This window comes from Labedella endophytica, from assembly GCF_003990045.1.
GTDB classification, from domain to species: Bacteria; Actinomycetota; Actinomycetes; order Actinomycetales; family Microbacteriaceae; genus Labedella; species Labedella endophytica.
Window position 1 is genome coordinate 271,660 of the sequence record NZ_RZGZ01000002.1, and the last position, 18,333, is coordinate 289,992.

The following is an 18,333-nucleotide window of genomic DNA, read 5'->3' on the forward strand; positions in this document are numbered from 1 at the left end:
CGACACCGTTGCGAGTGTATCGCTACGGTGACCGTTTCGATCCGCCCCCTTTTCGCACTACTCTGGGCGAGTGGAACGACCAGGGCGACCGCGACGGCGCACCCGCTACACCTCTCGAGTGCATGCCGGTGCTCGCTTCGTCGCCCAGCGCCTCCTCCTGAAGCCCCTCGTGTGGTCGCTCGTGCACGTCACGACGCACGGCGCGCATCGGCTCGATGAACTGCCGAAGACTTTCGTGGTGGTCGCGAACCACTCGAGCCACCTCGACGCTCCGCTCGTCATGGGTGCTCTGCCTCACCGTTTCAGTCGGTACCTCGCGGCCGCGGCCGCCGCCGACTACTTCTTCGACGTCTGGTGGAGGAAGGGACTCACCTCCCTCTTCTTCAACGCCTTCCCCGTCGACCGCGTCGGGGAGCTCCGGTCGAAGGGGCTCGCCACGACGCTCCTCGAGGACGGGGTCCCCGTGCTGATCTTCCCGGAGGGCACGCGTTCCCGCGACACGACGATCGCCCCGTTCAAGGCAGGGGCGGCCGCGCTGTCGATCAAGGCTCAGGTACCCGTGGTGCCCGTCGCGATGCATGGAGCTCAGGCCGCCATGCCGCGCACCCGTAACTGGCCGGTCCGCGGCCGGCCGCCCGTCGCCATCGCATTCGGCGAACCCCTCGTGCACCGAACGGGCGAGACCGTGACGGCATTCAATCGCCGCATCGAGTCGAGCGTGCGCGACCTCTACCTCTCGCTCGTCGAACCCGGCGACGACGGACAACGCAGGATCGACCCGCCATCGGGCGCGTCGCGGAACGAAGGGGCAGCATGACCGACGTCGCGCACATGAAGTGGTGGGGGTGGGGCGTCGAGGGAGTCGGCTTCCACCACGAGGACAAGCCGGCGTTCGCGCCCTTCGTCAAGAAGGCCGTCGGTCTCGACGTCTCCGCTCCCCCGGCCGCCGTCGACGACTTCTCCACCGTCGACGTGCCCGCGTCGCGACTGCCCGGTGACGCCCTCACCGCCCTGACCGCGATCGTCGGTGCCGGGTACGCCCTCACCGACGACCTCGAGCGCGTCGTGCACACCTACGGCAAGAGCATCCGCGACCTCCTGCGGCTGCGCGCGCACCTGCTCCCCCGTGTCCCCGACGTGATCCTCTACCCGGCGGACGAAGCGCAGGTCGCCCTCATCGTCGAGTGGGCCGTCGCGAACGACGCCGTCCTGATCCCGTTCGGCGGTGGCAGCAACATCTCCGGCAGCCTCGAGCCTCCCGTCGCCGAGGAGCGCGTCGTCGCCTCCGTCGACATGGGACGCCTGCGTAAGGTCGTCGACATCGACGAGTACTCGGGGCTCGCGACGGTCCAGGCCGGCGTCCTCGGCCCCGACCTCGAGGAGCAGCTCGGCGCGCGCGGGTGGACGATGGGCCACTACCCCGACAGCTTCACGCACTCCTCCCTCGGCGGATGGATCGCGACGCGCTCCTCCGGCATGCAGTCGGACAAGTACGGCGACATCGCGGAGATCACGAAGGGCCTGCGGGTCGTGCAGCCGAACGGCACGCTCGTGATCCGCCCCATCCCGAACTCCTCGACGGGTCCGAGCGTGCGGGAGGCGATCCTCGGCAGCGAGGGACGCCTCGGCATCATCACCGAGGCGACCGTGCAGGTGCACCGCGTCCCCGAGCGGCGCGAGGTCATCGGCTACCTCTTCAAGGACTGGGAGAGCGCCCTCGTGGCGATGCACGACATCTCGACGTCCGACGCCGCCCCCTCGATCACGCGCGTCTCCGACGCGCGGGAGACGGGCTTCTCGTTCGCGACCAGGAAGGCCTCGACCGGCATCTCCTCGAAGGTGACCGCCGGACTCATGGCCGTTCTCGAGAAGCGCGGCTGGGACCTCGACGAGATCTGCCTCTCCTTCATCGGCTACGAGGGTGCCCCGTCGCACGTGGCCCGGCAGAAGTCGATGGTCGGCTCCGTCGTCCGCAAGCACGGCGCCGTCACCCTCGGCAAGGGTCCCGGGGCCCTCTACGACCAGAAGAAGTTCGACACGCCGTACCTGCGTGACTTCCTCCTCGACCGCGGCGCGGCCGCCGACGTCTCCGAGACCGCAGCGCCCTGGTCGAAGCTCCTGCCGCTGTACCGCAACGTGCGGAAGGCCGCCGACGACGCCTACGCCCAGCTCGGCACGGAGGGGTGGATCATGTGCCACCTCTCGCACTCGGAGCACTCGGGCGCGTGCCTCTACTTCACGTTCGCGTTCGTGCACGACGGGGTCGACCCCATCGCGCAGTACGACGTCGTGAAGTCCGCGATCCAGAGCGCCTTCATCGCGTCGGGTGGCACGCTGTCCCACCACCACGCGGTGGGCACGGAGCACTCGCCGTGGCTCGAGGCCGACATCTCGGCCGGTGGTGTCGCGCTCGTCCAGGGCATGTTCGCCGCCGTCGACCCCGGGAAGAACCTGAACCCCGGGAAGATCGTCGCAGCGGACTAGGCGGAGCGGATGGGGAGCGCGATGACGGAATCCGGCGCTCCCCTGCGCGGGTCGTCCAAGGAGCAGCAGATCGTCGACGCCGCCCTCGAGATCCTCCGGGATCGCGGGCCGGCGTCGGTGAACATCGAATCGGTATCAGCCGTGTCCGGCGTGGCCAAGTCGACGATCTACCGCCGCTTCTCCAATCGCGACGAACTCCTCTCCGTCGCGGTCGCCTCGGTCGCCGCCGCCCCCGAGCTGCCCGCTGGACTCGACATCGTGGAGGAGCTGCGGTGGGTGACGCTGCAGTGCCGCGACGGCGTCGAGCACATCCTGGGGCTCGGGGGCGTCACGGGAGTACTGGTGGACCAGGACCCCCGGTTCTCCACCACGATCCGATCGATGCTCCTCCCCTGGGTCGCTCTCGTCCGGGACATCCTCGTGAGGGGAGTCGCGACCGGGCGCTTCCGCTCGGACGTCGACATCGAGGTCGCCCTCAACTTCGTCCTCGGTGCCTCGATCGGCGAGTTCCTCCGCGCCGGCACGGCATCGGACGCATGGACGGACCGGGTCCTCCGCATGCTCCTCGTGATGCTGCTTCCTTCCGACGGGTCCGAACGCCCCGACTCATCCGCAGGGCCCGACGGATCGGGGCACCCGGACGCGGGGAACGACGTCACTCGCTCGGCTTGACCCCGTCGGCGTCGTCGCGCTCGGCCCTGTCCACCACGGCGGTCGGCGCGGTGGGCGGGTGCGGATCCGGACCGACCGGCGTCGCGTCGACGAGGATCGGGCGGTGATCGGACAGCCCGACCGGCAGTGTGCGCACGCCCTCCACGGTCATCCGCGTCGAGGTGAGGAAATCGAAGTGGTACGCGATGCGCGGCGTGTAGTAGTAGGTGGGTCCGTCGCTCACGGAGAGCATGTACCCCGCCCGCTCCACGCGCTTCGCAAGCCCCGAGCGGAAGAGCGGATAGTTGAAGTCCCCCACCATGAGCGTGGGCGATCCGAGGCTGAATTCGCCGAGGTGACGGTGGGCCTCGTCGATCTGACGACGACGCGTCGCGTTCACGGCCGAGAGCGGCGACGCGTGGAAGGACGCGATCGTCGATACGATCCCCGTCTCCCTGTCCTCCATACGGGCCGCGAGCAGGCGCTCGATCCCGGGGAGCAGGAAGCGGTCGTGCAGGGCGCGTCGCACCGTGAAGATGCGCGAGTCGAGGACGTGGAAGCGCTCGAGGTCCGCGTAGATGCCGAGTCCCATGTCGCCGGTCGCCGTGCGGGCGACGAGGGACAGGCTGCCGACGCTCGGGGCGAGACGCTGGGTCTCCGCCTCCTGGAGGCAGAAGACGTCCACGTCGTGGGTTTCCGCGAGTGCGACGAGGTCGTCGACCGCGCGGTGACGTTTGAGGTTGTAGCTCGCGATTCTCAGGGTGTTCCGCCTCGGATGCGTCGATGGGTCCCGCTCATGTTACGGGTTCGGCACCGTGCTCCCGACGGTTTGCCGCTGCGCCACGCTGGAGACCGCACCGACGACGCGGGCGTCCACCAGGATCGGGCGGTGGTCGGACGCACCGGCGGGGAGCGTGACGACGGAATCGATCGTCATCCCCCTGGACGTGGCGAGGTCGAAGTGCGTCGCGATCGAGGCGGTGTGCCGATACGTGGGGGCGTCGCCGATCGCGACGGCGTACCCGTCGCGACGCGCGAGCCGCTCGAGCCCTGCGCGGAAGAGCGGGTAGTTGAAGTCGCCGACCATGACGACGGGCTCCCCCTCGCCGAGGTCGTCGAGCAGCATGTGGGCCGACGCCACCTGGTGCCGGCGCAGGATGTTCGTCGCCGTGAGCGGGGCCGCGTGGAACGATGCGACCGTGGTCCCGTCGCCGCTGCGACGGTCGACGAGCCTCACCGCGAGGAGTCGCTGAGTCTCGGGGAGGAAGGCGACGTCGTGGATACCGCGCTTCAACCGGAAGGCGCGACTCGCGGTCACGGCGAAGCGCGTCGCGTCGACGTACACGCCGAGTCCCAGGAGCCCCGTCGACGTGGCTGCGGCGAGTTCGAGGCCACCGACGCGGGCCGGCAGGTCGGCGACGTAGGCCTCCTGCACGCAGACGACGTCCGCGACATGGTCCGCGACGAGGTTCGCGAGCTCCGGGGCCGCTCGGTTATGCCGGAGGTTGTAGCTCAGGACCCTCATGGATTCGCCTCTCCTCTGCCGCCGCGCCCCGGCGGCCGTCGGGGCCATCGTATGAGCGCGCGGTCCGGCGGATCGGTGCCGCGGGAGGGGTTCGCGGGGAATTGCCGTCGGGTTCACCCGTGGTTCATGGAGCGCCACGGTCGCAACCCGTCTCCATTCATCAGAATGCAACTTAGGCTGGAACCATGCCCGAGACAACGCAGGGAAAATACGTCGAGCCCGGTCGCGAGTTCACGCGCGACACCAACTACATCGAGGACCGCATCACGCGGGACGCCCAGGACGGGTGGCCCGTCGAGGCCGGCCGCTACCGCCTCGTCGCCGCGCGGGCCTGTCCGTGGGCCAACCGGACGGTGATCGTGCGCCGCCTCCTCGGTCTCGAGTCGGCGATCTCCCTCGGCCTCCCCGGCCCCACGCACGACGAGCGCAGCTGGACCTTCGACCTCGACCCGGGCGGTGTCGACCCGGTGCTCGGCATCGAGCGGCTCCAGCAGGCGTTCTTCGCGCGCTTCCCCGACTACCCGCGCGGCATCACCGTGCCGGCCCTCGTCGACGTGCCGACGGGGAAGGTCGTGACGAACAACTACCCGCAGATCACGCTCGACTTCTCGACCGAGTGGACCGAGTTCCACCGCGAAGGCGCCCCTGATCTCTACCCCGAGCACCTGCGCGCCGAGATCGACGACGTGGCCGAGAAGATCTTCCACGACGTCAACAACGGCGTGTACAAGGCAGGCTTCGCCGGATCTCAGAAGGCCTACGAACGCGCCTACGACGCCCTCTTCGCCCGTCTCGACTGGCTCGAGGAGCGGCTCGCCGGGCAGCGTTTCCTCGTCGGTGACACCATCACCGAGGCCGACGTACGCCTCTTCACGACGCTCGCTCGCTTCGACGCCGTCTACCACGGCCACTTCAAGTGCAACCGCTCGAAGCTCTCCGAGATGCCCGTCCTGTGGGCCTACGCCCGCGACCTCTTCCAGACGCCTGGATTCGGCGACACGATCGACTTCGACCAGATCAAGGCGCACTACTACGTGACCCACTCGGACATCAATCCGACGGGCATCGTCCCGAAGGGACCGGACCCCCGCGACTGGCTGACGCCCCACGGTCGTGAGGAGCTCGGCGGCCGTCCCTTCGGCGACGGCACCCCGCCGCCCCCGCCACCCGAGGGCGAGCGCGTCCCGCCGCTCGACTGAGCCGCTCGCCCCAGCTCTGCTGCTGACCGAAACCTGCTCCACGACGAGCTACGGGAGCAGCGCGATCTTCCCGCCGGGGTGCTGGTCGGCGAGGAACGCCATCGCCTCACGGGCCTCGGCGAGGGGGAACGTGCGCGCGACCGGGACGACGAGGTCGCCGCGGCCCGCGAGCTCGATGAGGTGTGCACGGATCCGGTCTCGGAACACCGCGCTCGCCGGGAACCGGCCCATGATCACGCGGTAGCCGTCGCTCTCCGCGCGCTCGAAGTTCGCGATGCTGACGATCCGCGAGCGGTCGGCCACGAGCGCGAGGGAGACGTCGATCGCCTCGTCCGTGCCCACGCAATCGAGGGCCGCAGCGACGGGACCGGCCGCGAGCTCGCGGACGCGCTCCTCGAGCCCGTCGCCGTACACGACGTGCTCCCCGCCGAAGAGCGTCACGACACCGGCATTGTGCTCGCCCGCGGTGCCGATGGTCCGGATGCCGCGCAAGCGTGCCTGCTGCAGCACGCTGACACCGACGGCTCCGGAAGCCCCGTGCACGACGATCGTCTCGCCGGGCTGCGCACCCGTCACCTCGAGCATCTCGGCCGCCGTCGTGCCCGCGAGGAGGAGGTTGGCGGCCTGCGGGAAGTCGAGCGACTCAGGCTTTGCGAACACGTCCTTCGCCGGCACGGTCACGGCGTCCGAGTACCCGCCGCGGATCCGGAAGGCGAGGACCTCGTCGCCCACCGCGCCGCCGCCCGAGGCGATCTCGGTCTCCGGACCCACGGCCGTGAGGAAACCGGCCACCTCGTAGCCGACGTGGATGGGGAGGTCGGCGGGATCGCCGCCCATCGCGACGTGCTTGTAGTCGGCGGGGTTCATGCCGGCGGCGAGGATCTCGATCGTCACCTCACCGGGGCCGGGCGGACGGACCTCTTCCTCGACGAAGTCGAAGACGTCGGGCCCGCCGAAGTCACGTGCGATCCAGGTGTGTGCCATGTGTCCATCCTCCACCCGCCCGAGCGACGTCGGTGCGCCGACGGGGTCGGTCGTCGATCGGTCGAACCGTCGCGGAGGGCGAGGCGTCAGTCGCCGTGCAGCGTGCGGAGCGCCGTCACCACATCGCGGTGCCAGCGTCGCGCGGCGGGGACGGCCCCGAGGAAGACCGGGGTGTCGTGGGTCATACCGAGGTACCGCACCACTGTGGCCTCTCCCCCGGCATCGCGGATCTTCGCCCCGTAGGCCGCGCCCTCTCCGCGGAGCGCATCGAATTCGGCCGTGAGGATGTGGGCGGGCGGAAGGCCGGCGTGCGACCCGGCGAGGAGGGGCGACGCGAGCGGGTTCTTCGCGTCGGCCGACTCGCGGAGATACGTGCGGGCGACCGAGCGCATCTCCCGGATCGCGAAGATCGTCGGCACCCCCATCGCCCGGGTGGGCGCGAAATCGATGTGGCGGCCGGTGAGATCGACGACGGGCACCTCGAGCAGCTGCAACCGCAGCGGCACGTTCCGGCCGTCGCGGTTCGCGAGGGCGACGGACGCGGCGATGTTGCCTCCCGCCGAGATGCCCGAGATCGCGAGGCGGGCCGGGTCGATGCCGAGGCCCTCGGCGTTGTCGGCGAGCCACCCGAGTGCGGCGACGCCCTGCTCCACCGCGGTCGGGAACTTGTGTTCGGGGGCGAGGGCGTAGTCGACGGCGACGACGGCGATCCCTGCGTCGACCGCGCGGAGGCGGAAGCCGGCGTCCGTCGTGGGGTAGTCGATCCCGCCGATGCGGAAACCGCCCCCGTAGAACGCGAGCGTCGCGGGCACGGAGCGGGGGTCGTCCTGCTGCGGGTCTCCGACGAGCTCCGGGTAGTAGATGCGGACGCGCACGTCGGGACGCCCCGCGACCGCGACCGTGTGCTCCTCGATGCGCACGTCGGGGCCGGCCTGGCCGACGGCGGCGAGTTCCTTCGCGTCCCAGGCGATCGCGGCCTTCCGATGGGCGGCGCGCGTCGGTTTCTTCTTCGGTTTCTTCTTCGGCTTCGCGGGAGCCGTCTTCTTGGCTGGTTCCTTCTGTGTGGATCCGGGCGACTGCCCCTGCGTGACGGCCGTTCCGACTCCGCTCTTCTCCGAGGCGGCGGCGCTCGGCGCGGCGGATCCCTGGGGTCTCGGCGTGGCGGGCGGCGGCGCGATCTTCACGGCGAGCCGAGATAGCCACGGCCAGCCACGGCTCTTCGCGAAGCCCTGGAGGGTCGAGCGGACGAGGTAGGCGCGGTGGGTGCGGAGCCGATCGGCGAAGAAGGGGTCGAGGGGCACGGGTCCTCCGGTTCGTGTCGGGGCCGGTCGACGGGACCGGGCGATGCGCCAGTCTACGGTCGGCCACCGATCGTCCGCGGGGCCTTGCCCGAGCGTCGGTCGTGCGCCAACCCCTGGCATCCGTCCAGGACCGCGGACAGGATGGTCGCATGACGCTCACGATCGACGACCCGGTTTCTCCCATGCTCGCGAAAGCGGTGGATGCCGTCCCCTCGGCGGATTCCGTCGAGGGCGGTCTGTCGTACGAACCGAAGTGGGACGGCTTCCGCAGCATCGTCTACGTCGGCGACGACGGAACGGTCGAGCTCGGCAGCCGCGGATCCAAAGCGCTCACACGGTACTTCCCCGAGCTGGTCGCCGCGCTCGGCGAGCGGCTTCCCCGCGGCTGCGTGGTCGACGGCGAGATCGTCGTGCGCGTGGGCGAGGCCGGCCGCGAGACGCTCGACTGGGAGGCGCTGTCCCAGCGGATCCACCCCGCCGCGAGCCGTGTCGCCCTCCTCGCCGAGCAGACGCCCGCGTCCTTCGTGGCGTTCGATCTGCTCCAGCTCGATGGGGAGGAGATGCTCGAGCGTCCGTTCGCCGAGCGCCGCGCCGCCCTCGAATCGCTGCTCGCCGACGCGGAGGCGCCCGTACACCTCACGCAGACCTCGACCGATGTCGACGTCGCTCGCCGCTGGCTCGAGGAGTTCGAGGGCGCGGGGCTGGACGGCGTCGTCGCCAAGCCGCTCGCGGCAGCCTACGCACCGGGCAAGCGCATCATGCTCAAGGCGAAGCACCACCGCACGGCCGACGTCGTCGTGCTCGGCTATCGCGTGCACACGAGCGGCGCGGGGGTCGGCTCCCTCCTGCTCGGCCTGTACGACGCCGACGGCGAGCTGCGGAACGTCGGCGGCGCATCCGCGTTCACGACCGTGCGCCGACGGGAGCTCATCGACGAGCTCGAACCCGACGTGATGCGGGACGAGAGCGGAGAGATGGTCCGGGGCGAGACGGATCGCTCCCGCTTCTCGTCCGGGAAGGACATCTCGTTCGTGCGGCTCCACCCGCGCCGGGTCGTGGAGGTGCGCTACGACCAGATGGAGGGCACCCGCTTCCGCCACACCGTGCAATTCGCGCGCTGGCGCCCGGACCGCGACGCGCGGTCGTGCACCTTCGATCAGCTCGAGGTGCCGGCCCGCTACGACCTCGGCGCCATCCTCTCCTGACCCCTCCCTCCCCTCCTTCACCCCAAGAAGATCGCGATACAGCACGCAATCCGTCGCTGGATCGCGATCTTGCTGCGGGTACCGGGGGGGGTCAGGCGGTGGCGAAGCGTTTGGCCGAGCGTTCCCGGTGCTTCTCGGCCTCGACCTCGCGGTTCTTCGGAGGGGCGTTGGTCACGAGGTCCTCGAGGAGGTGGCGCGACGTGTGGGCGATCTCCGCGACGGCGCGGTCGAAGGCCTCCTGGTTGGCCTGCGACGGCTTCGTGAAGCCGCTGATCTTGCGCACGTACTGGAGCGCAGCGGCGTGGACCTCGTCGTCGGTCGCGGCGGGCTCGAAGTTGTGAAGGGTGTGGATATTCCGGCACATGCCGACACCGTAACCCCGCACCCCTCTCCCCTCAAGTACCAAAAAGCGTCGTATGTGCTCGAATATTCGAGCACATAGGAGGTTTTTAGGGGGGTCAGTTGGGGTCGGGGGTGCGGGCGCGGGAAGGTTGGACGCGCGGCGGCTCGCCCGGCATCTTGGGGAAGTCCGGCGGGAAGGGGAGCTCGCCGAGGCCGTTCTCGAGGTCACGCGCCCACCACTCCATGAGGGTGTCCAGGCGCCCCGGCTTCTCGTGCATGCGGGCCCACGGGTCTCCGATGGTGCGCAGTCGCTCGGGGATCGAGTGGATGGTGAGGGAATGCGGATCGACACTGCCGAGCTCGTCCCACTCGAGAGGGCACGAGACGCTCGCCATCGGAAGCGCCCGCGGGCTGTACGCTCCCGCCATCGTGCGGTCGCGGTTCGCCTGATTGAAGTCGACGAACATCTTCTGCCCGCGTTCCTCCTTCCACCAGTTCGTCGTGACGGTGTCGGGCAGGCGCCGCTCGAGCTCGCGGGCCGCCGCGATGACCGCGTGTCGAACGTCGAGGAACTCGAGCACGGGCTCGATCGGGGCGAAGACGTGTAACCCGCGATTGCCTGACGTCTTCACGAACGCCGTGAGACCCGCCTCTGCGAGCAGGTCGCGCAGGGCGAGTGCGGCGGGGATCGCGTCGTCGAAGTCAGTGCCCGGCTGCGGGTCGAGGTCGATGCGAAGCTGGTCCGGGTGGTCGGTGTCTCCCGCGCGCGAGGCCCACGGATGGAACACGATCGTGTTCATCTGCACAGCCCAGACCGTCGCGGCCGTTTCGTTCAGGACCGCCTGGGGGTGGGAGCGGGCACTCGGATACTCCACCGTCACCGCGTCGACGTAGTCCGGCGCACCCTTCGGCGGGTTCTTGGAGAAGAACCACTCGCCGTCGACCCCTCCGGGGAACCGCTGCAACGAGACCGGTCGGTCGCCGTTCGCCGCGAGGAAGGCCTCCGACACCTCGACCATGTAGGTGGCGAGGTCGAGCTTCGTGATGCCGGCCTCGGGCCAGAGCACGCGATCGGGGCTCGAGAGGCGGACCTCGCGATCGCCCGACGGACCGGGGACGGGAATGGTGACGGCGCTGCTTGCCATGCCTCGCACCCTACGCGTGCGAACGATCCCGGCGCGAGGGGTCGACTCAGCGGGCGTTCCGAGTTCGGCGGTCGTTCTCCTTCTGGATCGCCTCGACGAGCTCGTCCTTCGTCATCCGTGAGCGGCCGGACACCTCGAGCCGCTTCGCGAGATCGAGGAGGTGCTCCTTCGTCGCGTTCGCATCCACCCCGCCGGCCGTCTCGGCCGACGAATCGACACCGCCCTCGGCCTTCTCGTCCGATGGGCCGTTCTCGTCCTTGCGTTCCCAATGGTCGCCGACCTTCTCGTACTCGTGCTTGAGCGCGGCGAACGCCGTGCGGTGAGAACGTTCCCCCTCGCCGTAACTGTCGACGGCGGAGTCGTGGGTCTTCGACCAGAGCGCCTGGGCGTGTTTGTCGCTGCGCTCGAGGGTGGACGGCAGTTCATCCTTGGCTGGCATCGTGTACCTCCTCGTCGTCGGTGATCGAGTCCAGTCTCGTCCTCTCCTCCCACCTCGGGCACCCGCTTGTCGAGCGCGCGGACCGATGGCACAATCGCCGCCTCGACGGCACCGAGTGCGGTCAGCCGGCGAGCGGCTCACCGCGGCGTCGGGCCTGCTCGTCCGGGTCCGGGACGGGCGCCGCCGCGAGAAGGCGCCGGGTGTAGTCGTGCTCGGGTGCCGTCAGCACACGCCGCCGCTCGCCCTCCTCGACGATGCCGCCGCGGTGCAGGACGACGACGCGGTCGCAGAGGGCGTCGACGACGGCGAGGTCGTGGCTGATGAAGAGGCACGCGAAGCGGAACTGCTGCTGGAGGCGCCGCAGCAGGTCGAGCACCGTCGCCTGAACCGACACGTCGAGAGCCGACGTGGGTTCGTCCGCGATGAGCAGCAGCGGATCGAGGGCGACGGCGCGCGCGATCGCGACGCGCTGCCGCTGCCCTCCCGAGAGCTCGTGCGGGTAGCGGCTGGACCACGCTGAGGGAAGCTCCACTGCTTCGAGGAGACCGGACACGCGTCCGGCCAACTCGGTGCCCCGGAGTCCCAGGTGCACCCGCAGGGGCTCGCCGATCGACTGGCCGATCGTGCGCCGCGGGTCGAGAGCCGCCGTGGGGTTCTGGAACACGACGCCGATGCGCTTCTTCACCGCGCGCGCCTCGGAGCGGGATGCACGTCGCAGGTCCACGCCGACGACGACCACACGTCCCTCGGCCACGGGGGCGAGGCCGAGCACGCTCTTCCCGATCGTCGACTTGCCCGACCCGGACTCGCCGACGAGAGCGAGCATCTCCCCCGCCCGGATGTGGAGGGAGACACCGTCGACGGCACGCACGTGACGCCCGCGCCGGTTGCGATATTCGACGACGAGCCCCTCCACCTCGAGCACCGGTCGTTCCTCCGCCAGCGCAGCGGTTCCCCGGTCGCCCGTCCCGATGCGCGGGACGGCCGCGAGCAGCGCTCGGGTGTACTCCGCGCGGGGCGCGGTGAAGATGGACCGCACGTCGGCGGTCTCCTCGATCCGTCCCGCACGCATCACGACGACCCGGTCGGCGAGGTCCGCGACCACGCCCATGTCGTGCGTGATGAGGAGGATGGCGGCGTTCGTGCGCGCCTGGAGCCGGCGGAGCACGTCGAGGATCTCGCGCTGAACGGTCACGTCGAGCGCGGTCGTGGGCTCGTCCGCGATGAGCACCTCGGGGTCGCACGCGAGCGCCATCGCGATCATCACACGTTGCGCCTGGCCGCCGGAGAGCTGGTGGGGGTAGTAGCCGAGACGGTCCTCGGGGTCGGGCAGCTCCACCATGCGCAACAGCTCGACGGCGCGCGCGCGGCGCTCGGCGCCCGACATCCCCTGGCCGTGCCGTTTGAGCATCTCGATGATCTGGTACCCCACGGTGAAGACGGGGTCGAGTGCGTTCGACGGATCTTGGAAGATCATCGAGACCTTCCGCCCACGGATGGCGGCGAAGTCCCGCTCGGACGCCCCGACGACGTTCGTACCGTCGACGAGGATCCGCCCCGTGACGGTCGCGTTGTCCGGGAGGAGCCCGAGCACGGCGAGTGACGTGACACTCTTGCCCGACCCGGACTCGCCCACGATCGCGAGGACCTCTCCGGCGTGCAGGTCGAAGTCGACGGCATGCACGGCCGGGACCCGTTCGCCTCCCACCGAGAAGTCGATCGCGAGGTCGCGCACGGAGAGGACCGGTGTCGTCATGGGGTGTCGTCCTTCGGAAGGTCGGGCGTCTCGGGCGTCGTGGGGTCTCCGGCCTCCGCGGCGTCGCGGTAGGCCTCCCAATCCGCGAGCATCTTGCGGTGGTAGCCCTCGAGCCAGGTCATGTAGCGCTGGGCGTTGCGCAGTCGCGTGCGGGGGCCACTCGCGTCGCCGGGGACGAGGTCGAGGCCCCCGATGACGGTGCCCTTCATCCGGCGGAGGTATTCCCGCTCGCCGCTCAGGAATGCGCCCCAGACGTCGTCCTCGACGCGGAAATAGTGCGCGCGGTCGCCGGGAAGGGTGTGGCGCTTGAGGAATCCGACGGTCACGAGGGCGCGTGTCGCCATCGACACCGCCCCGGTGCTCGCATGCAGGAGGTGCGCGATCTGCGCGGAGGAGAGGTACGGCTCGTCGACGATGATGAGCAGTCCGAGGACCCGACCGTCCATCCGGGCGTTGTTCGCGGACTCCCACGAGGAGGCGAAGTCCTCCACGAAGGTACGCGTCGCGTCGTCGAGCTCCGTGAGGCGGTCGTCTCCGTCACTCATGGCCGTGGTCTCGGTGGGGTTCTGGGTCATAGGGACATCCTGGCAAGAGTGTCGACGGGACGCCCGGAGGCGAGGGCGCGTCGGTACGCCTCGATGGGCCACATGGTCATGCCGCCCATCGTCACGGCGGTGATCGCGCCATCGGCGTCGCGCTCGAAGAGCACCGGCTCGCCGGTGGCCCCGAAGCCGGGCACGCTCTCGGTGCGCACGTCGTCGCCGTCGACGTCGAGGAACTGGTGCGCGCTCTTCGGCTCGGGCGAGCGCGGGGAGATGCTCGCGAGCTTGCCGCCGAGGTCGACGATGTCGACGACCCCCCACATGTTGGCGAAGCGGCCGGTGAAGCGGGACAGATCGGTGTCGGATGCGTCGTCGTCCGTCTCCACGTCCTGCGCGGCACCGAGAGCGAGGTCGACGAGCTGCACGACACCCGTCATGAGTGCGTCGGCGGGACCGTCGACGGCGTTCGTGAGCACCGAGAGGACGAGGGAGTCGGTCGGGTCGATCCACGTGCGGGTGATGTGGCCGGGGTAGCCCCCGCTGTGACCCACGAGGTCGCGGTCGCCGATCGTGCGCTGCTCGAAGCCGAGACCGTAGCGGCCGAGCTCGACGCCGTGCGCCTCCACGCGGGACTCCTCGCGCTGGAGGAGGCGTTTGCTCGCGTCGGTCACGAGGGTGTCGTCGCCGAACCAGTGCGCCGCACCGTACGTCGTGAGGTCGCGGGCGGTGGAGTACCAGCCGGTCGCGGCGGCCATCGCCCGCGTGTCGACGTGTTCGATCCGGTGGCGCTCGTCGTCACCCGCGGTGAGTCCGGTGTGGCCCGCCGCGTAGTCAGCCGCGCGAGAGGCGTCGTACTCCGGTCCCGAGTCCGCGAGGCCGAGCCGCGCGGCGATGTTCTCCGTCACGTAGTCGTTGTACGGCGTTCCGCTCGCAGCCTCGACGACGAGACCGAGAAGCGAGTACCCGATGTTCGAGTACTTGAAGTGCTCGTTGGGCGCGAAGATGGCGCCGTCCGTGCGGGCGCCCGCGATGAGCGCGTCGCGGTTGAGGAACTCGCCGCCGCGCTGCCAGAAGTTGTTCTCCACGCCGTCGCGGATCACGCCGCCCTGGTGTCCGAGGAGTTCGCGCACCGTGACGGGCGCGAGCTCCGTCCCCTCGAGCTCGGGGATCCAGTGCGCGACTGTGTCGTCGAGCCGCAGGGACCCGGTCTCGGCGAGCTGCAGGATCGCGGTCGCGGTCATCGTCTTCGAGTGCGAGGCGATGCGGAAGAGGTGCCCGGTGGTGAGCTCCTCACCGGTTTCGAGGTCCGCGTGTCCCCACGCGATGTCGAGCACGATCTCGTCGTCGACCCGGATCGCGGCCTGGATGCCGGGGGTGCGGCGGTAGCCGCCCTGGAATGCGAGCCAGTCCTCGAGATACGGGGCGAGCGAGCGGAGGACGGAGATGCGGTCGATCGTCATGATCGTCCCTTCGGGTCGAGGGCGTCGCGGAGGATGTCGCCCAGCGTGATGAGGCTGAGCACCGTGACGGTGAGGAAGATGCTCGGGAAGACGAGCAGGTGGGGTTCGCTCTGGAAGTAGGACTGCGCGGTCGACAGCTGCAGGCCCCACGAGATCGACGGGGCCCGCAGTCCCACGCCGAGGAAGGTCAGCGTCGACTCCGCCACGATGACCGATCCGACCATCGTGGTCGCGATCGCGAGCACCGGGCCGAGCGAGTTGGGGATCACGTGGTCGAGCAGGATGCGCCGGTCGCGCAGGCCCATCGCCTGCGCGGCCTGCACGTACTCCGTGGAGCGCACCGTGCGCACGGAGCTGCGCACGAGCCGCGCGAGGGTCGGCCAGGAGAAGAACGCGATCACGAGCGACACCGTGACGGCCGAGCGCGTACCGAGACCGTTGAGCACGACGATGGCGCCGAGGAGGAAGGGGAAGCCGAGGAAGACGTCTGTGAGGCGGGCGACGACACGGTCCGCGAAACCACCGTAGTAGCCCGCGATCGTGCCGAGCACCATCGCGATCGCGAGGCACAGGATCGTCGTGAGCAGCCCGATGAAGAGCGAGGTCTGCGTGCCGTAGATGACGTTCGCGAAGATGTCGCAGCCCTGCAGGTCGGTGCCGAAGACGTGGGCGCCGCCCGGCTCGAGCGCGCTCTGCGAGAGGTCGCACGCGCGCGGGTCCGGTTGCCCGAACATGCCGGCGATCGGCCCGGGCAGGATCGCGATGGCCGCGAGGATCGCGAGGGCGACCGAGCAGATCCAGAAGAGGGGACGCGCACGAAGGGTCGCCCACATGCTGCGGTCGGCCGGTGCGACGAGGGGCGCCTGCTGCGGCGCGAGTTGCTCACTCATGGCGGATCCTCGGGTCGAGCACGGAATTGATGAGATCGACGACGACGCTCGTCGCCAGGAAGATCAGGATGAGGGCGGTCGCGACGCCCACGACGGTCGGTCCCTCATGGGTCTTGATGGCGTCGAACAGCAGCGCCCCGATGCCCGGCAGGTTGAAGATCGCCTCGATGACGACCGTCCCGCCGAGGAGGTAGCCGAGGTCGATCGCGAGGAACGTGAGCACGGGGGCCACCGAGTTGCGCATGACGTGCACGCCCACGATGTTGCGGCGCGGCATGCCCTTGGCGGTCAGTGTCCGGACGAAGTCGGACCGGAGGGTGTCGACGACGCTGCCGCGCATGAGGCGAGTGACGCTCGCGAGACCGAAGAGTGCGATGACGATGGCGGGGAGCAGGTAGGCGGTGGGCCAACCCTCGCTCGTCCCGGCGATCGGGAACCAGCCGAGCTGGAGGCCGAACACGAGCTGCGCCGTGACGCCGAGCACGAAGACGGGGATCGACGTCGCGAGCACCGTGCCCACCAGGACGGTGCGGTCGACGAGGCCGCCGCTGCGGAGCCCAGAGATCAGGCCGAGGACGACGCCGACGACGACCTCGATCGCCCACGCGGTGAGCGCCAGGGTGATCGTGACGGGCCAGCGGGCGGCCATCCGGTCGCCGACGGGGCGGCCGTCGAAGCCGGTGCCGAGATCCCCCGTGAAGAGTCCGCCCACGTAGCGCAGGTACTGCAGCCACACGGGCTCGTCGAGGTGGTACTGCGCGCGCAACTGCGCCTGGACGGCCTCCGGCAGCGGTCGGTCGCCGCCGAGGGCGGCGATGGGGTCACCGGGCAGCGTGAACACCATGACGTAGATGATGAACGTGACGCCGACGAAGACGATCGCGAGCTCCACGACACGACGTCCGACGAAGCGGATCACGAGCCGTCCCCGGCCAGTTGCGCCGCCATCGCGAGGGTCGACGCGTACTGCACGCCCACGAGCTTCTCGACGGGAAGGACCTCGAGGCCGGCGACGGCGTCGGACTCGGCGATCCACTCGTCGTAGGCCGCGCGCAGCTCGGCCGCCGCCCGCCGCACCTCGACGGGTGCGATCCCGGCCACGACCTCCGCGTCGAGCGCTCGCACGAGCATGCCGCCGAACCGGAGGCGGAAGCAGCGCACCAGGTCGGCGTTCGTGAAGACCTCTGCGACGGTCGCGGGGCGCCGCGACTCGGGGCGATCCGCGCGTGCGGCCTCCGCGTCACCCGCCGCCGTCATCATCGGGACGAACGCACGGGAGGCCCGGAGGAACGGCGAGGCGACCGTGAGGTGGGGCTCGGCCGCGGCGAGGGCACGACCGAGGATCGCCCCCGTCTGCCGCAGCTCCGTCGCCTTCCGGCGCAGCACCGCGTCGTAGGCCGTGTTCGAGGTACTCGTGTCGAGCGCGTCGTCGTGCGACCAGTAGGGCAGCTCGGCGATGAGCACGAGGGTGCCGAAGCGGGCGGCGTAGTCGGCCGAGCCGCCTCCCCCGACCTCGCGGGTGGGATCGACGCCCAGGGCCTCGAGGTAGTCGTAGTGGTCCGTCGCGAGGGGCGAGAGGAACACGGCCTGCGCCACCGCCGTGAGGTCGGCCGACTCGGGCTCCCCCGCGTCGAGCGGCAGACCGAGCGCCTTTGGGATCGCGTGCAGGGCGGCGACCGCGCCCGGGAGCTCGCGGCTCACGTAGTAGTAGACACCGCCGAGCTCCGCGTTGTGGAGGCCCACGAGGAGGGCGGGGTGCGTCTCGACCATGAGCTGCATGAGCGCCTGGGTCTCGGGCATCGGCCGGTCGAAGTAGGCGTCTTTATAGGAAATCGGGAACGACCACTCGACCTGCTCCTGCGGAGCCGGGCGGTAGAAGTTCCGCGCGTAGTGCGATCGGTCGCCCGGGTTCGCGAACCAGCCCTCGTTGAGGCGGGCGCCGTCCGGGTCGATGGTGGGGATGATGTGCCACGTCGTGTCGAAACGCGCGAAGAAGTCCGGCTCGGCGAGCACGTGCTCCGCGAGGACGCGCGCCGTGTGGAAGCCGATGGGCTCGTTGGGGTGCACGCCTCCCACGACGAGGGCGTGGCGGGAGCCCGTCCCGACGACGTACTCGTGGATCGGCTCACCGAGGCGGGAGGTACCGATGCGTCGCTTCACGAGGAGGCCGCCGGAGGACGCGGCGAGGGCGTCGAAGCCGGCGAGCAGCTCGTCGATGGGAGGGAACGTCGTGAGGGGCTCGATGCGCGCGGCGCGCTCGAGGATCTCGGGGAGCGACGGGGCAGCTCCGGTGGGCGGCGGCGCGGTGGTCACGGTGTCGGTGATCGCGCTGTCGGCGGTCGGCGTCGAGGTCATCGGTTCCCTCAGGTGGATCGGTGTGCTGTGCAGATGGGGGTCCCGCCGGCCGGCT

General features: G+C 70.2%; 18 protein-coding genes. 5 read left to right on the forward strand and 13 right to left on the reverse strand.

Annotated features, from left to right (window positions below):
• Nucleotides 1-118 precede the first annotated feature (118 nt).
• The 3 genes from ELQ94_RS04800 to ELQ94_RS04810 are packed head-to-tail and all read left to right on the forward strand — an operon-like array spanning nucleotide 119 to nucleotide 3,156.
• Nucleotides 119-817 carry a lysophospholipid acyltransferase family protein gene (locus tag ELQ94_RS04800; RefSeq protein WP_208007546.1) on the forward strand — a complete coding sequence of 233 codons (699 nt, stop codon included), beginning with the start codon at nucleotides 119-121 and terminating at the stop codon, nucleotides 815-817.
• On the forward strand, nucleotides 814-2,484 hold the full coding sequence (locus ELQ94_RS04805; RefSeq protein ID WP_127047754.1) for an FAD-binding oxidoreductase: 1,671 nt from the start codon (nucleotides 814-816) through the stop codon (nucleotides 2,482-2,484). Before ELQ94_RS04800 ends, ELQ94_RS04805 begins: the two co-directional genes overlap by 4 nt.
• A 21-nt stretch (nucleotides 2,485-2,505) precedes the next feature.
• Complete coding sequence (locus tag ELQ94_RS04810) at nucleotides 2,506-3,156, forward strand: TetR/AcrR family transcriptional regulator (RefSeq protein WP_166404660.1); 651 nt, start codon at nucleotides 2,506-2,508, stop codon at nucleotides 3,154-3,156.
• On the opposite strand, the gene ELQ94_RS04815 is transcribed toward ELQ94_RS04810, so the two are convergent.
• Nucleotides 3,140-3,895, reverse strand: a complete 756-nt coding sequence (locus tag ELQ94_RS04815; protein WP_127047758.1) for an endonuclease/exonuclease/phosphatase family protein — start codon at nucleotides 3,893-3,895, stop codon at nucleotides 3,140-3,142. The two genes, ELQ94_RS04810 and ELQ94_RS04815, sit on opposite strands and share 17 nt — an antisense overlap.
• Before the next feature lie 39 nt (nucleotides 3,896-3,934).
• Nucleotides 3,935-4,660, reverse strand: coding sequence for an endonuclease/exonuclease/phosphatase family protein (locus ELQ94_RS04820; protein WP_127047760.1), 726 nt, complete (start codon nucleotides 4,658-4,660; stop codon nucleotides 3,935-3,937).
• A 185-nt stretch (nucleotides 4,661-4,845) separates the two neighbouring features.
• On the opposite strand from ELQ94_RS04820, the gene ELQ94_RS04825 reads away from it, so the two are divergent.
• Nucleotides 4,846-5,859, forward strand: a complete 1,014-nt coding sequence (locus ELQ94_RS04825) for a glutathione S-transferase family protein (protein WP_127047762.1) — start codon at nucleotides 4,846-4,848, stop codon at nucleotides 5,857-5,859.
• Nucleotides 5,860-5,907: 48 nt separating this feature from the next.
• Here the strand turns inward: ELQ94_RS04825 and ELQ94_RS04830 are convergent, their stop codons facing one another.
• Nucleotides 5,908-6,843: a quinone oxidoreductase family protein gene (locus ELQ94_RS04830; RefSeq protein ID WP_127047764.1), complete on the reverse strand. Its 936-nt coding sequence runs from the start codon at nucleotides 6,841-6,843 to the stop codon at nucleotides 5,908-5,910.
• 86 nt (nucleotides 6,844-6,929) lie between these two features.
• Nucleotides 6,930-8,144 carry an alpha/beta hydrolase gene (locus ELQ94_RS04835; RefSeq protein ID WP_243696867.1) on the reverse strand — a complete coding sequence of 405 codons (1,215 nt, stop codon included), beginning with the start codon at nucleotides 8,142-8,144 and terminating at the stop codon, nucleotides 6,930-6,932.
• Nucleotides 8,145-8,293: 149 nt separating this feature from the next.
• Here ELQ94_RS04835 and ELQ94_RS04840 point away from each other — a divergent pair, with 149 nt between their 5' ends.
• On the forward strand, nucleotides 8,294-9,349 hold the full coding sequence (locus ELQ94_RS04840; protein ID WP_208007548.1) for an ATP-dependent DNA ligase: 1,056 nt from the start codon (nucleotides 8,294-8,296) through the stop codon (nucleotides 9,347-9,349).
• 91 nt (nucleotides 9,350-9,440) lie between these two features.
• On the opposite strand, the gene ELQ94_RS04845 is transcribed toward ELQ94_RS04840, so the two are convergent.
• From ELQ94_RS04845 to ELQ94_RS04885, 9 genes are all read right to left on the reverse strand, one after another.
• Nucleotides 9,441-9,713 (reverse strand): DUF2277 domain-containing protein, encoded by a 273-nt coding sequence (locus tag ELQ94_RS04845; RefSeq protein ID WP_127047768.1) that lies wholly within the window; start codon nucleotides 9,711-9,713, stop codon nucleotides 9,441-9,443.
• A gap of 94 nt (nucleotides 9,714-9,807) precedes the next feature.
• Complete coding sequence (ligD, locus tag ELQ94_RS04850) at nucleotides 9,808-10,836, reverse strand: non-homologous end-joining DNA ligase (protein ID WP_127047770.1); 1,029 nt, start codon at nucleotides 10,834-10,836, stop codon at nucleotides 9,808-9,810.
• A 46-nt stretch (nucleotides 10,837-10,882) separates the two neighbouring features.
• The gene (locus ELQ94_RS04855) at nucleotides 10,883-11,275 is read right to left on the reverse strand and encodes a ChaB family protein (RefSeq protein WP_127047772.1); all 393 of its coding nucleotides are present in this window, start codon (nucleotides 11,273-11,275) and stop codon (nucleotides 10,883-10,885) included.
• A gap of 121 nt (nucleotides 11,276-11,396) precedes the next feature.
• Entirely contained in the window at nucleotides 11,397-13,031 is a 1,635-nt protein-coding gene (locus ELQ94_RS04860; RefSeq protein WP_127047775.1) for an ABC transporter ATP-binding protein, read from the reverse strand.
• The gene (locus ELQ94_RS04865; RefSeq protein ID WP_127047777.1) at nucleotides 13,028-13,606 is read right to left on the reverse strand and encodes a GbsR/MarR family transcriptional regulator; all 579 of its coding nucleotides are present in this window, start codon (nucleotides 13,604-13,606) and stop codon (nucleotides 13,028-13,030) included. The genes ELQ94_RS04860 and ELQ94_RS04865 overlap by 4 nt, the downstream gene beginning before the upstream one ends.
• The gene (locus ELQ94_RS04870) at nucleotides 13,603-15,033 is read right to left on the reverse strand and encodes a serine hydrolase domain-containing protein (RefSeq protein ID WP_127047779.1); all 1,431 of its coding nucleotides are present in this window, start codon (nucleotides 15,031-15,033) and stop codon (nucleotides 13,603-13,605) included. The genes ELQ94_RS04865 and ELQ94_RS04870 overlap by 4 nt, the downstream gene beginning before the upstream one ends.
• Nucleotides 15,030-15,923: an ABC transporter permease gene (locus ELQ94_RS04875; RefSeq protein ID WP_127047782.1), complete on the reverse strand. Its 894-nt coding sequence runs from the start codon at nucleotides 15,921-15,923 to the stop codon at nucleotides 15,030-15,032. Before ELQ94_RS04875 ends, ELQ94_RS04870 begins: the two co-directional genes overlap by 4 nt.
• Complete coding sequence (locus ELQ94_RS04880; protein ID WP_127047784.1) at nucleotides 15,916-16,842, reverse strand: ABC transporter permease; 927 nt, start codon at nucleotides 16,840-16,842, stop codon at nucleotides 15,916-15,918. The genes ELQ94_RS04875 and ELQ94_RS04880 overlap by 8 nt, the downstream gene beginning before the upstream one ends.
• Nucleotides 16,839-18,278: a M14 family zinc carboxypeptidase gene (locus ELQ94_RS04885; protein WP_127047786.1), complete on the reverse strand. Its 1,440-nt coding sequence runs from the start codon at nucleotides 18,276-18,278 to the stop codon at nucleotides 16,839-16,841. The genes ELQ94_RS04880 and ELQ94_RS04885 overlap by 4 nt, the downstream gene beginning before the upstream one ends.
• Nucleotides 18,279-18,333 lie beyond the last annotated feature (55 nt).

Coding starts and splice junctions, on each gene's coding strand:
- ELQ94_RS04805 (WP_127047754.1), top strand. CDS start 814: ATGACCGACGTCGCGCACATGAAGTGGTGGGGGTGGGGCGTCGAGGGA.
- ELQ94_RS04810 (WP_166404660.1), top strand. CDS start 2,506: ATGACGGAATCCGGCGCTCCCCTGCGCGGGTCGTCCAAGGAGCAGCAG.
- ELQ94_RS04820 (WP_127047760.1), bottom strand. CDS start 4,660: ATGAGGGTCCTGAGCTACAACCTCCGGCATAACCGAGCGGCCCCGGAG.
- ELQ94_RS04825 (WP_127047762.1), top strand. CDS start 4,846: ATGCCCGAGACAACGCAGGGAAAATACGTCGAGCCCGGTCGCGAGTTC.
- ELQ94_RS04830 (WP_127047764.1), bottom strand. CDS start 6,843: ATGGCACACACCTGGATCGCACGTGACTTCGGCGGGCCCGACGTCTTC.
- ELQ94_RS04840 (WP_208007548.1), top strand. CDS start 8,294: ATGACGCTCACGATCGACGACCCGGTTTCTCCCATGCTCGCGAAAGCG.
- ELQ94_RS04845 (WP_127047768.1), bottom strand. CDS start 9,713: ATGTGCCGGAATATCCACACCCTTCACAACTTCGAGCCCGCCGCGACC.
- ligD (WP_127047770.1), bottom strand. CDS start 10,836: ATGGCAAGCAGCGCCGTCACCATTCCCGTCCCCGGTCCGTCGGGCGAT.
- ELQ94_RS04855 (WP_127047772.1), bottom strand. CDS start 11,275: ATGCCAGCCAAGGATGAACTGCCGTCCACCCTCGAGCGCAGCGACAAA.
- ELQ94_RS04860 (WP_127047775.1), bottom strand. CDS start 13,031: ATGACGACACCGGTCCTCTCCGTGCGCGACCTCGCGATCGACTTCTCG.
- ELQ94_RS04865 (WP_127047777.1), bottom strand. CDS start 13,606: ATGACCCAGAACCCCACCGAGACCACGGCCATGAGTGACGGAGACGAC.
- ELQ94_RS04870 (WP_127047779.1), bottom strand. CDS start 15,033: ATGACGATCGACCGCATCTCCGTCCTCCGCTCGCTCGCCCCGTATCTC.
- ELQ94_RS04875 (WP_127047782.1), bottom strand. CDS start 15,923: ATGAGTGAGCAACTCGCGCCGCAGCAGGCGCCCCTCGTCGCACCGGCC.
- ELQ94_RS04885 (WP_127047786.1), bottom strand. CDS start 18,278: ATGACCTCGACGCCGACCGCCGACAGCGCGATCACCGACACCGTGACC.